13 protein-coding genes are annotated in these 12,799 nt (G+C 73.5%); 9 read left to right on the top strand and 4 right to left on the bottom strand.

Features of this window, described 5'->3' with window-relative positions; all coding sequences use genetic code 11:
* Positions 1 to 14 precede the first annotated feature (14 nt).
* Positions 15 to 818, bottom strand: a complete 804-nt coding sequence (locus HNR30_RS08540) for a glutamate ABC transporter substrate-binding protein (protein ID WP_181609205.1) — start codon at positions 816 to 818, stop codon at positions 15 to 17.
* Between the two features lie 45 nt (positions 819 to 863).
* Positions 864 to 1,610 (bottom strand): hypothetical protein, encoded by a 747-nt coding sequence (locus tag HNR30_RS08535; RefSeq protein WP_181609204.1) that lies wholly within the window; start codon positions 1,608 to 1,610, stop codon positions 864 to 866.
* Positions 1,611 to 1,697: 87 nt separating this feature from the next.
* On the opposite strand from HNR30_RS08535, the gene HNR30_RS08530 reads away from it, so the two are divergent.
* A complete protein-coding gene (locus HNR30_RS08530) occupies positions 1,698 to 1,886 on the top strand; it encodes a hypothetical protein (protein WP_181609203.1) in 189 nt (62 codons plus the stop codon).
* Between the two features lie 30 nt (positions 1,887 to 1,916).
* Positions 1,917 to 2,624, top strand: a complete 708-nt coding sequence (locus HNR30_RS08525) for a hypothetical protein (RefSeq protein WP_181609202.1) — start codon at positions 1,917 to 1,919, stop codon at positions 2,622 to 2,624.
* A 139-nt stretch (positions 2,625 to 2,763) separates the two neighbouring features.
* Here HNR30_RS08525 and HNR30_RS08520 read toward each other — a convergent pair whose 3' ends face one another.
* Positions 2,764 to 3,573: an IclR family transcriptional regulator gene (locus HNR30_RS08520; RefSeq protein ID WP_312894291.1), complete on the bottom strand. Its 810-nt coding sequence runs from the start codon at positions 3,571 to 3,573 to the stop codon at positions 2,764 to 2,766.
* Between the two features lie 105 nt (positions 3,574 to 3,678).
* On the opposite strand from HNR30_RS08520, the gene HNR30_RS08515 reads away from it, so the two are divergent.
* From HNR30_RS08515 to HNR30_RS08495, 5 genes are read left to right on the top strand one after another with little or no spacing between them, the layout of a single operon-like run.
* Complete coding sequence (locus HNR30_RS08515) at positions 3,679 to 4,929, top strand: flavin reductase (protein WP_181609201.1); 1,251 nt, start codon at positions 3,679 to 3,681, stop codon at positions 4,927 to 4,929.
* A 19-nt stretch (positions 4,930 to 4,948) separates the two neighbouring features.
* A complete protein-coding gene (locus HNR30_RS08510) occupies positions 4,949 to 6,226 on the top strand; it encodes an acyl-CoA dehydrogenase family protein (protein ID WP_312894290.1) in 1,278 nt (425 codons plus the stop codon).
* Positions 6,223 to 7,650: an aldehyde dehydrogenase family protein gene (locus HNR30_RS08505; RefSeq protein ID WP_312894289.1), complete on the top strand. Its 1,428-nt coding sequence runs from the start codon at positions 6,223 to 6,225 to the stop codon at positions 7,648 to 7,650. Before HNR30_RS08510 ends, HNR30_RS08505 begins: the two co-directional genes overlap by 4 nt.
* A complete protein-coding gene (locus HNR30_RS08500; RefSeq protein WP_181609200.1) occupies positions 7,647 to 8,915 on the top strand; it encodes an FAD-dependent oxidoreductase in 1,269 nt (422 codons plus the stop codon). Before HNR30_RS08505 ends, HNR30_RS08500 begins: the two co-directional genes overlap by 4 nt.
* Entirely contained in the window at positions 8,912 to 10,324 is a 1,413-nt protein-coding gene (locus HNR30_RS08495; RefSeq protein ID WP_181609199.1) for an aldehyde dehydrogenase family protein, read from the top strand. Before HNR30_RS08500 ends, HNR30_RS08495 begins: the two co-directional genes overlap by 4 nt.
* On the opposite strand, the gene HNR30_RS08490 is transcribed toward HNR30_RS08495, so the two are convergent.
* Entirely contained in the window at positions 10,312 to 11,847 is a 1,536-nt protein-coding gene (locus HNR30_RS08490; RefSeq protein ID WP_181609198.1) for a carbon-nitrogen hydrolase family protein, read from the bottom strand. The genes HNR30_RS08495 and HNR30_RS08490 overlap by 13 nt on opposite strands.
* A gap of 79 nt (positions 11,848 to 11,926) precedes the next feature.
* On the opposite strand from HNR30_RS08490, the gene HNR30_RS08485 reads away from it, so the two are divergent.
* Positions 11,927 to 12,208: a Dabb family protein gene (locus HNR30_RS08485; RefSeq protein WP_181609197.1), complete on the top strand. Its 282-nt coding sequence runs from the start codon at positions 11,927 to 11,929 to the stop codon at positions 12,206 to 12,208.
* Positions 12,205 to 12,795, top strand: a complete 591-nt coding sequence (locus HNR30_RS08480) for a hypothetical protein (RefSeq protein ID WP_181609196.1) — start codon at positions 12,205 to 12,207, stop codon at positions 12,793 to 12,795. Before HNR30_RS08485 ends, HNR30_RS08480 begins: the two co-directional genes overlap by 4 nt.
* Positions 12,796 to 12,799: the final 4 nt, after the last annotated feature.

Below are 12,799 nucleotides of genomic sequence, written 5' to 3'. Positions count from 1 at the left end.
CCACAACCCTCGCGTCAGTCGCACCCTTCGAACTGCGGCATGAACGGGGTCAGCTCCAGGCCCGTCGCGCCGAACCGGTCACGCAGCAGTTTCGCCGCGGCGCCGCTCTGGTACATCACGGTGATCGCCCGGTTGATCTCCTCGCAGCCCGCCACGTCGCCCGGCCGTACGGCGATGCCGTACCTCTCCTCGGTGAACGGCGCGTTGACGATGGTGAAGGCGCCCTTCTCGCGGGCGGCGTACCCGGCCAGGATCAGGTCACCGGTCGAGACGGCGTCGACGGCTCCCTTCTTGAGCAGCTCGACGCACTCGCCGTACGTGCCCGCAGGGACCAGCACGGCGGCGACGCCGCGCGCGTCGACGACCCGCGAGGTCGAGATGGAGCCCGACGCCTCGCACAGCCTGCGCCCGGCCAGGTCGCGCACGCCACGGATGCCCCTGGTGCCCTTGCGGACCAGGATGTCCTGGCGGGAGACGTAGTACGGCCCGGCGAACATCACCTGCCGCTTGCGCGGCGGGCTGATGGAGTAGGTGGCCACCACCATGTCCGCCTCACCGGAGCGCAGCTTGTCCTCGCGGCCCTCGGAGGTCGTCTCGACGAAGCGCACCTTCTTGCCCAGGTGGCGGGCGACGTAGGTGGCCACGTCCACGTCGAAGCCCTCGAACGCTCCCCCACGGGTCCTGACGGCCAGGCCCGGCTGGTCGCCCTTGACTGCGACGACGAGCTCGTCGCGGTCGAGGATGGACGCGCCCCCACCGGCCCCGCCCGCGCCGCAGCCCGCCGTCAGGAGCAGCGCGGCGGCCAGGATCGTCCTCATCACCCGCACGGTAGGAGGGGCCGGTGAACGCGGGATGAAGCGCGGCTAGAGGTCCTCGGACAGAAGGGTGACGAGCTCGACGAGCTGCTCCCTGCTGAGGTTCTTGCGCAGCGCCTTGGCGGCGCTCTCGGGGCGGGAGACGGGGACGCTGATCGTGCGGGCGCGGAAGCCCGCGGCGACCATGGCGGCGTGGGTGCTCAGCTCGCCCGCGAGCACCTGGTGGTGCAGGGCGGGAGCCTCCTCGCGCAGCCGCCTGAGCGCCGGGGTCTCCTTGGGAGCGGCGGGCTCGGGCTCCTCGGGCTGTCGGGGAGACTCGGCCTCGATCGCCACCGGCTCCTCGGGCCGCTCCTCGTCGAAGGACTCCCCGTCCGGCGCTTCCTCGCCCAGCGGTCCCTTGTCCGGCGTCTCCTCGTCCGGCGTCTCCTCGTCCGGCGTCTCCTCGTCGGCGGGCTCCCACACCACTTCCTCGACGCCCGGCAACGCACCGGGGGGCAGCGCGCGCAACGTCTGCTCCAGCCGCGCCGCCACCGCCTGGTCGGTGGCCGCCAGCCCCCTGACCAGCCCCAGCGTCACCCCCAGCCCGCGCGGCGGATCGGCGGTCACGAACTCCACGAAGTCGTCGTGCTCCACCAGTTCGCCGCCCGGCCCGGTGAACTCCCGCCAGGCCTCCAGCTTCAGCACGTCACGCAGACCTCGCGTGGCGAGCTCGACGGCCGGTCGCGCCTCGTGGACGACCGCCGACAGCTCCGCCACCCGCTGGCCGTACTCACCCAGAAGGTCCTCACCAGGCACGCTGATCCTCCCCCGCCGCGTGTCAGACCGCTTGAGTATAGGGAGCACGGGCGCCTAACGCGCCGCTGATCGGGCAGTGGGCGAGGCGTGGAATCCAAGGAACGCACTCCAGAGGACCTGCCGCCCGCCGAGGCCGGAGTGGAGGGCGAGAGCGACGTCGTGGCGGAACGCTCGGGCATGAAGCTGCACCGCCCCCGTCGCCCGATCCCCGCCGGCCTCGTCGAGGTCGGCGGCGGTGAGAGTGAGGAAGGAGAGGAGGAGAAGGATCTGTCGTAGGGTGTTTCCTACTGTGTAACGTTGTTTCCCATGGGACCTCATCCGCACGGCTGGTGGATCGTCCTCCACCTCCTCCTGTTCGTCTTCTGGCTCGGCGGCGACCTCGGCGTCTACTACTCCAGTAGGTTCGTCCTGCGCCCTTCCCTCACCCCTGAGGCCAGGACCACCGCACTCAAGATCATGAGTGGGCTGGACCTGTGCCCGAAGATCTGCCTGGTGCTGTTCCTCCCGAGCGGGGTGACCCTGATGGCCCTGGAGCCTCACGGGGCGACCCTTTTCGGGGTTCCGCTCTTCCAGCCGTGGCTGGTGGTGCTGGTCTGGGTCTTCGCGCTGGCCTGGCTCTGGATGACGGTGAGCGACCATCATGCGCCTGGCCGGCGGCGATGGGTGAGGCGGGCCGACTGGACGGTGAGGATCGTGCTCATCGCGGTCATCGCCGGGGCGGCCGCCTACACGATGATCGCCGCGACGCCGTTCGGGGTGGAGACCAACCCCCGGTGGCTGGGGGCCAAGCTGGCGCTCTACGCGCTGGCCATCGGGGCGGGGCTGGGGATCCGGTTGATGTTGCGGCCGTTCGGGGCGGCCTTCGGGATCCTGGTGACGACGGGGTCGACGCCCGAGGTGGAGAAGGCGCTGAAGCGGTCGGTCGACGGCTGCGTGCCGTACGTGTGGCTCATCTGGGGCAGCGTGGTGGTCGCGGCGGTGCTCGGGGTGCTCAAACCGGGCGCGAACCTGTGACCCGCGCCCGGGCGCTCACGCCCGGGCATCAGCCAGGCGCGAGCCCGGGTGCTCACGCCGGAGGCGAGCCCGTGGCACCCGGTCGCGGGGCTTACGGCTCGCGGTCGCCGGTGGTGCCGTGGTAGCCCGTCGCGGGGGCTTACGGCTCGCGGTCGCCGGTGGTGCCGTGGTAGCCGAGCTGGGCCGACAGGCGGGCGGCGGCCTCGACGATGACGGGGGCCTCGGCCTGCATGCGCGGCTTGAAGCGGGCGCCGGGCCCCGACAGGCTGACGGCGGCGATCACGACGCCGTCGTGATCGAAGACGGGCGCGGCGACGGAGGCGGAGCCCTCCTGGCGTTCGCCGAGCGAGGTCGCGTAGCCCCTGCGGCGGATCGCGGCCAGCTCCGTGCGGAGCCTGGCGGCGTCGGTGATGGTGCGCGGCGTGAGCGCGGCGAGCTTGTGCCTGGCCAGGTAGCCCTCGACCTCCTCCTCCCGCAGGAAGGCCAGGATGACCTTGGAGGAGCTGCCCGCGTGGAGCGGGTAGGGGATGCCCAGCGACACCTCCATGCGCAACTCCTGGTCGGGGACGACCTGCTCGACGTACATGCGCGTGTCGCCGCGGCGCACCGACAACGTCGCCGTCTCGTGCACCTGGGCGGCCAGGCGGCGCAGCTCCGGGCCGGCCATGGCGCGCAGGTCGGTGCGCGCCAGGTAGGCGCGGCCGAGCGCGATGGCGGCATGACCCAGGGAGTAGCGCCTGGTCACCGGGTCGAGGTTGATGAGCTCGCGGCTGCGCAGCGCGGTGAGGATGCGATGCACGGCCGCCTTGGTCAGGTCGAGCTCGGTGGCGATCTCGGTCACCCCGAGATCGGGACGGGTGCTGCGTCCGAACAGCAGCAAGACGTCCATCGCCCGTTCCACGGCGGCGATCGAGCGGCTCTGGTTCTCGGAGTCCACCTGCGCGGTCACCGGGACAGTGTATTTCGCTGAGGGAAACATCGTCACGTTGACACCGTGACGGCCTGCTCGTTACCTTCAGCGTGACAGCGTTTCCATTATCGAAACGGTGAGACCGTGGACGGTGAGATCTTCCGCACGGTCATGGCCCAGTGGCCCAGCGGCGTGGTTCTGGTGACGACCGGATCCGGGCAGCAGTGGCACGGCATGACCGCGAGCGCGTTCGCCAGCGTGAGCCTGTCGCCGCCCATGGTCCTGGTGTGCCTGGCGCGGGGCACGCGCACGCACGAGCTGGTGAGCTCCAGCGGGTGCTTCGCGGTGAACATCCTCGGCCAGGACCAGGCGCGGCTCGGGCGCGTCTTCGCCGGGCAGGGCGAGGTGGCCGACCGCTTCGCGCACGGGCGGTGGACCGCGGGGGTGACCGGGGCCCCGCTGCTGGCCGACGCCGCCGGGTGGCTCGACTGCCGGGTGAACCAGGCGCATCCGGGCGGGGATCACACGATCTTCGTGGGTGACGTGCTGGCCGCCGCCTCGCCGCGGCGGGTGGCGCCGGTGCTGTTCCACTCGCGGGCGTGGAGCCGCCTGGCCGATCCGCTGCCGGAACGGGTGGCGGTCGCCGACACCGGCGTGCTCGGGGCGCTCCAGGCTCAGGGCGTCGACGGGGCCCGGCTCGCGGCACTGGCGCGCGGGATCCGGCTGACGGGCGCACGCGTACGGCTCCCGGGCGAGGGCTCGGGTGGGGGCTGGTCGGCGCGTTCGGGCTCCGTCGGGGGCTTCGAGCCGGGCTCGACACCGGGCGCGACACCGGGCTCGCGTGAGGGCTCGAGTGGGGAAGACGACCTTGATCCGGCGACCGCCTCCGTGTTCGTGCGCGAGCCCGGCGACGTACGGCGGGCGGCCGCGAGGGGCGTGGGGGTGGTGGAGTTCGACGCGGGCGCGGGCGCGGACGATGACGGTGCCGTGCCCGAGGCGGCGCGGCGGGCCGGGCTCACGACCGTCGCCCACCTCCGCGACGCCTTCGCGCCGCACCGCGCCGAGCACGTGCTCGCCTCCATCACCCGCCTCGCCGAGGCCGGGTGCGACGAGATCGCGCTCGCCGAGGGCGCGGGCGCCGCGACACCCATGCACGTGCGCGCCCTCCTGGGCGACGCCTGCGCGAGCGCCGCGCTCCGGGTGGGCCTGCGAGGCGGCGACGGCATGGGCCTGGTCAACGCCCTCATCGCCATGAAGAGCGGCGTCAGCCGCTTCGACACCACGTTGGGCGGCCTGGACGGCGCGCTGCCCGCCGAAGACCTGCTCCTGCTGGCCGGCCAGCTCGACGTGGCGTGTACGGCCGACCGCGAGGCGCTCCTCGCGCTGAAGCACTGAACCAAGGAAGGGACCACCCGTGGCTGACCAGTTGACAGGCGAGCGCCTCCTCGACGACATGAGTGAGGCCGAGCGGGCCAGAGCGGAACGGGTCGAGTCCGTGCTGCCCGCGCTGCGCGCCGCCGCGGAACGGGCCGACGCGGAGGGCGACTTCCCCGTCGAGCACGTGGCGTTGCTGCGCGAGGCGGGGCTGCTCGGCCTGGTGGTGCCGCACGAGCACGGCGGGCTCGGCGGGACCCTGCGGGACCTGGCGGCGGCCACGTTCGCCATGGGTACCGCCTGCCCGTCGACCGCGCTGGCGTACTTCTTCCACAACACCAGCGCCTCCCGCGGCCTGCTTCCGCTGGAGGCGATCGAGGCGGGGCTCTTCGACGAGGAGGAGATCCCGCCGGTGCGCGCCTTCGCCGCGAAGGTGCTGGACCGGATGGGGTCGGGGGTGTGGCTGGCCAACTTCGCCTCGGAGTCGGTCAAGAGCTCGGCCGCCAACATCACGATCGCCACCACCGCCCGCCGTACGGACGGAGGCTGGGTGCTGGACGGCGAGAAGTCGTTCGGCTGCGCGACCGGCGTGGCCGACTACTACCTGACCACGGCCAAACTGGAGGGCCACGAGACGGCCGAGGGGCTGGCCACCTTCTTCGTGCCACGCGACGCTCCAGGGGTCTCCACCAGGGCCGCCTGGGACGGGCTCGGCATGCGCGCCACCGCCAACAACGGCATCAGGCTCGACGGCGTCTTCATCCCGGAGGAGGAGGCGCTGACGATTCCCGGCGCGTTCACGCGGATGCTGCGCATGAGCCGCGGCAGTTTCGTCGGCAACCAGCTGGCCATCGCCGCCGTGTACACGGGGTGCGCGCAGAACGTCTTCGACGAGGTGGTGGGGCAGCTGACGCGCAGGACGTTCGCCGACACCGGGCGGCCGATCGCCTCCTCCCCCATGCACCAGCAGCTCATCGGCGAGATGTCGGTGAACCTGGAGACCGCCTACCTGTGGGTGCGGCGGCAGCTGGATCTGGAGACGTCGCAGCCTCCGCTGCGGCCCAAGCCCGAGGTCTTCCGCCAGTGGCGCATGGGCAAGGGGTCGGTGACGGAGGCGTGCTTCCAGGTGGCGCTGGGGGCGTTCAAGGCGTCGGGGACGAGCGGTGCCATGATGGGCGGCGTCGTGGGCCGGGCGCTGCGTGACCTGGCGATGGGGCTGGTGATGACCTTCCCCGCCGAGCGCGGAAGGCTGGAGGTGGCCCAGATGGTGACGCAGGCCAAGGAGAACGAGCTGTTCACGACGGCGGAACGGCCGTGAGCGGCCCCGTGAGTGGCAAGCCGCCGCTGGTGGTGGGGCCGGCCGCCGACCTGGTCGGCGGCGTGTGGGCCGCGGCCACCGAGGACCTCGGCTTCGACCTGGAGTACCCCGCCACCGGCGAGCCCGTCGTCCGCGCGCTCGGCTCGTCCGGCGCCCGCGTGGAGGCGGCGCTGGCCGCCGCCGAGCGGGCCGCGCCGGGCTGGGCCGCCACCTCCGTCGAGGAACGCGCCGCGCTCCTCGACGACGCGGGCGCGGCGCTGGCCGGGCGGGTGGCCGAGATCGTGGCGCTGGAGGCGTTCGCGACCGGCGTCCCGATCCGCCAGACGACCCCGCTCGGCTTCATCGTGCACGGCGCCTTCCCGCTGGCGGCCGCGCAGCTGCGTGCCGGGCTGCTGCTGTCGGAGCGTGACGGCGTCGAGGTGCACCGGCTTGCGCTCGGCCCGGCGTTGTGCCTGGTGCCGTGGAACGCCCCCGCGCCGATGGCCGCGCACAAGGCGGCCAGCGCCCTGGCCGCCGGCTGCCCGGTGATCCTCAAGGTCAGCGAGTTCGCCCCGTACGGCACGCAGCTCCTGGCCGAGGTGCTGAACGAGGTGCTGCCGCCGGGCGTCTTCCAGCTGGTGCACGGCGACGCCCGCACCGGGGCGCTGCTGGCGGCGGATCCCCGCGTCCGTGCCGTGTCCTTCACCGGCGGCCTGGCCGGCGGCCGCGCGGTGGCCGCGGCCTGCGCCGCCCAGCTGCGTCCCGCCCAGCTGGAGCTGGGCGGCAACAACCCGCTGGTCGCCATGCCCGACGCGGACGTGGAGCGGATCGCCCACGCCGCCACCGAGCTGCTGACGACGCTCAACGGCCAGTGGTGCCGCGCACTCGGACGCCTCATCGTGCCCCGCCCGCTGCTGGACGAGGTGGTGGAGGCGACCGGCGAACGGCTGCGGGCGCTGCGTGTCGGGGACCCGCTCGCCCCGGAGACCGACTACGGGCCGCTGGTGCACTCCCTGCATCGGGAGCGGGTGCGCGCCGAGACCGCCCGTGCGGGCGGTCACGCCGTGCCGTACGGCATCATGCCCGGCAATGGCAGCTTCCTCGCGCCCACGCTCATCACCGGCGCCGACCTGCCTGACGAGATCTTCGGCCCGGTCGCCTCGGTCGTGCCGTACGACACCGTCGAGGAGGCCGTCGGCCTCGCCAACGCCACGCCGTACGGGCTGGAGGGCTACGTCGTCGGCGCCGACGAGGAGCGGGCCCTGGCGCTCGCCCGACGGGTGCGGGCCGGCGAGGTCAAGGTCAACGGGTCGAGCGTGATGAGCCTGCACCTGCTCACCCCGCGCCCCGCGTGGGGGCTTTCCGGGCTGGGCGAGGAGGGGACCACCGAGACCATCCTGTTCTTCACCGGCGCGCGCGTCGTCGGCGTCGAGGGGCGGTCATGAGCGACGTGCTCGTGGCCGGGGCCGGGCCGGTCGGGCTCGCCGCCGCGCTGACCCTGGCCAGGGGCGGGGCGTCGGTCACCGTGCTGGAGGCGGGGCCGGGACTGGCCGCCGAGTCGCGCGCCTCGACCTTCCACCCGCCGACGCTGGAGATGCTGGCCGGGCTGGGCGTCCTCGACCGGCTCATGGACAGGGGGCTGGTCGCGCGCACCTTCCAGTATCGCGACCGGGCCACGGGGCCGATCGCCGTGCTGGATCTGGGCGTGCTCGCCGGCGACACGCCGTACCCGTTCCGCGTGCAGTGCGAGCAGAGCAAGCTCACGCCGATCCTGATGGAGGAGCTGGTACGGCACGGCGGGCGGGTGCTGTTCGGCCGCCGCGTCACCGACGTGCTCGCGCACGCGGGAGGGGTGGTGGTGACGGCCGGAGGCGGTCGTCACACGGCGCGGTGGCTGATCGGCGCGGACGGCGCGCACTCGGCGGTACGGCGGAGCCTGGGCATCGCGTTCGAGGGCCTGACGTATCCGGAGCGATTCCTGGTCGCCTCGGTCGAGGAGGACGTGGCGGCGCTGCTGCCAGGGCTGGAGCCGATCAACTACGTGTTCGATCCCGGTGAGTGGCTGGTGGTGCTGCGCACGCCCGACCACTGGCGGGTGCTGCTGCCCACACCTGGGGGCAGCTCCGACGCCGAGGAGCTGGGGAGGCTGCCCGGGCGGCTCCGGGCGGTGGCCGATCCCGGCCGGGACTGGGCGCTGGCGCACGCCTCGCTGTATCGGGTGCACCAGCGGGTGGCGGCGCGGTTCCGTCACGGGCGGGTGCTGCTGGCGGGGGACGCGGCGCACGTCAACAATCCGCTGGGCGGGCTGGGGATGAACAGCGGCATCCACGACGCCGTGCTGATGGCTCGCGCCTTGCTCGGCGACCCCGCAGGGGTCGACGGGGTCGACGGGGTCGCGGCGCGGCGGCGGGAGGTGGCGATCGGGCACGTCCGGACGATCAGCCACGGGAACTGGGAGCGGATGCGGTCCGCCGACCCCGCGGCCCACCACGCCGAGCTTCGCGCCCTGGCCGCGGATCCCGGCAAGGCGCGCGCCTACCTGCTGCGGGCCTGCCTGATCGACTCGCTCAGAGAAACGGGAGGGGGAGCCGCGACGGAATCGGCGACGGCGAGGGGGGCGGGAACGGGGACGGCGACCGGAGCGGCGACGAGAGCGGGGACGGAACCGCCGACCGGAGTGGGGCCCGGGGCTCGGGCGGGGACCTCGTGATCGTCAGGGAGAACCCCGCCCGCGTCACCGAGATCGTCGGGCGCAAGCCCGTCTCCTCCCCCGAGGCGGTCGATGCCGCCGTGCGGCGCGCGGAGGACGCCCGGCACGACTGGGCGGCGCTCTCCCTCGGCCGGCGGATCACCGCCCTGCGCGCGGCCACCGATGCGATCGAGGAGCGCCACGACGAGCTGGCCGTCCTGCTCGCGCGCGAGTCCGGCAAGCCGCTCCCCGACTGCCGGGGCGAGATCGCCTTCGCCCTGACCTATGCCCGATGGGTGTGCGACCAGGCCCCCCGGGTCCTGGCGCCCGTCGAGCTGGACGACGCGGCCGGACGCCTGCTCGTGCGACGCCTGCCGTACGGCGTGGTGGCCTGCCTGACCCCATGGAACGCCCCCGTCATCCTGGCGCTGCTTAAGCTCGTCCCCGCCCTGGTGGCGGGCAACGCCGTCGTGCTGAAGCCCTCGCCGCTGGCGCCGATGGCGGTGAGCGAGGTGGCGGCGGCGCTGCCGGCCACGGAGGTGGTGCACGGCGGGGCGGGAACCGGGCGGGCGCTGGTCGGCCACGCGCTGGTCCGCAAGGTGGCCTTCACCGGCGGCGAGGCGGCGGGGCGGCAGATCGCGGCGGCGGCGGGCGGCATGCTGACCCCGTCGGTGATGGAGCTGGGCGGCAACGACCCCGCGTTGTTCCTGCCGGACTTCGAGCTGTCGGAGCCGGGCTACGAGCGCCTGGTCATGGCCTCCTTCGCCACGAGCGGTCAGGTGTGCATGGCGGCCAAGCGGCTCTACGTGCCGCGCTCGCGTGCCGGGGAGTTCGCCGGGGCCTACCTGGCGGCGGCCTCGCGGGTGCTGGCGGTGGGCGATCCCCTGGCCCCGGGTGTCACGATGGGGCCTGTCGTCTCGGCCGAGGCACGGGAGCGCATCAAGGCGCTGGTGGCCGACGCGGAGCGCAGGGGAGGCACGGCGTTGCGGCTCGGGCGGGCCATCGGCGACCTCGACGCCGGATATTTCGTGACCCCTGTCCTGGTGACCGAGGTGCCGGAGGACGCGCCGCTGGTGCGTGAGGAGCAGTTCGGCCCCGCGGTGCCGCTGCTCGTGTACGACACCGAGGAGGAGCTCCTGGCCAGGGCGAACGCGGGCGAGCTCGGTCTGGCGGCCTCGGTCTGGTCGGCCGACGAGGAGCGGGCCTTCGCGGTGGCCGGGCGCGTCGAGGCGGGCTTCGTGTTCGTCAACACCCACAACAGGACCGGGATGTCGCTGCGCGCCCCCTTCGGAGGGGTCAAGCGCAGCGGCTACGGGCGTGAGTACGGCGAGGAGGGCATGCTGGAGTACGTCCAGAGCGGTGTCGTGCACGCGCCCGCCGCCTTCCGTGCGGGCGGTGCCGGATCGGCGCCCGGCGCCTACCCGCTCTGAGCCACGAGCGCCTCGCACAGCGACCAGGGGCGGCCGTCGACCAGGTCGGTGCCGCGTGACACGTGCCGGTTGACCGCGCGGGCGGGCCAGATCTCGGCGTGCACGATGGTGTCGCCGTTCTTCACCTCGGTGACGATGGGGTGGCTGATGCGGCCGGTGAAGGGTCCCTGCCAGGCGGTCCAGAGGGTGAAGTCGGCGGGCAGGCCGAGGATGGCGCCGGCCTGGCCGTCGGGGCCCTCTCCGCCCGCGGCGACGACGTTCAGCCGGTTCTCCGCCGATCGTTCCAGCAGGCCGAGGCGGAGCTCCCAGGACTCGCGCGGGGTGAAGGGCACGGCCACCACGTCGGCGTCGGCCAGGGCGGCCAGGCGGAACTCCTCGGGATGCCTGGCCGCGTCGCCCGCGATGATCGCCAGCCGGCCCCAGGGGAGCTCGTGGACGGGGCAGGAGGGGTCCGGGGGCGGTGTCGCGCCGTCCTCGCCCACCAGGGCCCCGCCGCCGGTGACCGCGTGGGCGCCGGTGCCGCTCACGGCCAGGCGTGCCTCCGTCTCCGACACGGGTGACCCCTCGGGCAGCACGATGAGCCGCGCGCCCTCCTGCGCCGCCTGCCGTACCGAGGCCGCGTCCCCTCGTACCACCGCGACCTTCAACGACGGCGCTCCTGCGGGGGCGCGGCGTCCGCGGGGGCGCTCGGCGACGGGGCCGTAACGTTCCGGGCGGCGCGTGGCGAACAGGCGTGCCCGCGCGGCGTCGGCCGCGCCGGGGTCGATGTCGGCCACGACGACGGCCTCGCCCTCGCGGGGCGCCTTGGCGACCACGGTGCCGTCGGGCGCGACGATCTGGCTCTCCCCCGCCCCGTGCAGCCACTGCGGCGGCACCTTGAGCCCGGCGCTGACGGCGTCGAGCCGGTCGGCGGGGATCAGCGGCCCGACCTTGTTGGCGGCCACCACCCACACCTTGTTCTCGGCGGCGCGCACCGGGATGTGCAGCGACGCCTCGTCGGTGGCGAAGGAGTTGAGGCTGTTGAGCAGCACCTGGGCCCCGCGCAGCGCGAGCCCTCTGGTGACCTCGTTGATGACGCCCTCCATACACGCGTACAGGCCCAGGCGCCCGAGCGCCGTCCGCACGACGGGACCGGCGCTCACGCCCCGGTCGAGGTGGTCGTTCTCGGCGCCCATGAGGATCTGCTTGTCGGCCTCGCCCAGCAGCGTGCCGTCGGGGCCGTACAGGAGGGAGGCGCCGGTGGTGCGGCCGTCGTCGCGGGCGAGCGTCACGCCGATCTTGACGTGGATCGCGTGGCCGGCGGCACGCCGGGCGATCGCCGTCAGGAAGGCGTCGTCGTGCCTGCACGCCCGCTCCCTGGCCTGTTCGCGGCTTTCGTACCAGGACAGGTGGTTGCAGAACTCCGGCAGGACGACCAGCGCGGCGCCCTGCGAGGCGGCGGCGTCGATCGCTCGGAGGCAGGACGCGAGGTTGGCCGCGCTGTCGGTGCCGACCTCGAACTGGGCTGCTGCGACCCGGACCACATGGCCTCCACGTTACGTCTGGTGAAACTCTGTTTCCATTCTTTAGGATTCCGGCACAAACGTCCAGAGGAGGCCCCCGGTGCTCACCCACGTCGTCCTGATGAAGTTCACCGACCCCGCCGACGCCGCGACGGCCAAGGACCTGCTGGAATCACTGGAGGGCGCGGTGCCGCAGATCGCCGCCATCCACGTCGGGCTCGACGTCGTCGGCTCCCCCGTCTCCTACGACCTGTGCATGACGACCACCCACGACTCGCTGGAGGCGCTGCGCGGCTACCAGGAGCACCCCGCCCACCTGGAACTGGCCGGCTGGCTGCGCCCGCGCCTGGCCGCCCGCGCCGTCGTGGACTACGAGCCGTGATGCCGCTGGTGTACGGCGCGCTGGCCTGCGTCCAGGCCGGGCTCGCCCTGCTGCTGCTCTCCCGCAAGGCGTGGATCCCGGGAATCGTCGGGCTGGGGATCGCCGCCGACTGCGCGATCATCGCCCTGAGCGCCGGGGAGTCGCTCAACTTCGCCAGGTTCGCCATCCACGCGGCGCTGACGCCGCTCCTCATCGTCTACGCGGCGATGCTCCACGGCGTGCTGGTGCGCACCGCCTGGATCGTGGCGGCGGCGCTGATCGTCGTCGACACGGTGGCCCTGGCGGACCTGCGTCTGGAGCCGCGCGCTTGGGCGGGCACCCTGCGCTACGTCTCGGCCGAGTCGTCGCCGCCGGTGGCGGCCCTGATCACCACGGCCGTGCTGCTGGCCGCGGGGGTGGCGACCTGGCGCAGGCACGGCTCGCCGTGGTTGTTCCTCTCGGCGCTGTTCCTGCTCGTGGCCTCGGGAGCGGGCGTGGTCGTGCCGATCCTCGGCAACCTGGGCGAGGCCGTCATGCTGGCCGGGCTCTGGACAGCGGCCACCGTTTCGCGACATGCTGCTGAAAGGAAACAGCGTTCCAGTGAATGAAACA

The sequence above is a fragment of the Nonomuraea soli genome, assembly GCF_013761175.1.
Lineage (GTDB): Bacteria > Actinomycetota > Actinomycetes > Streptosporangiales > Streptosporangiaceae > Nonomuraea > Nonomuraea soli.
This window is presented reverse-complemented; position numbering and strand designations above follow the sequence as displayed.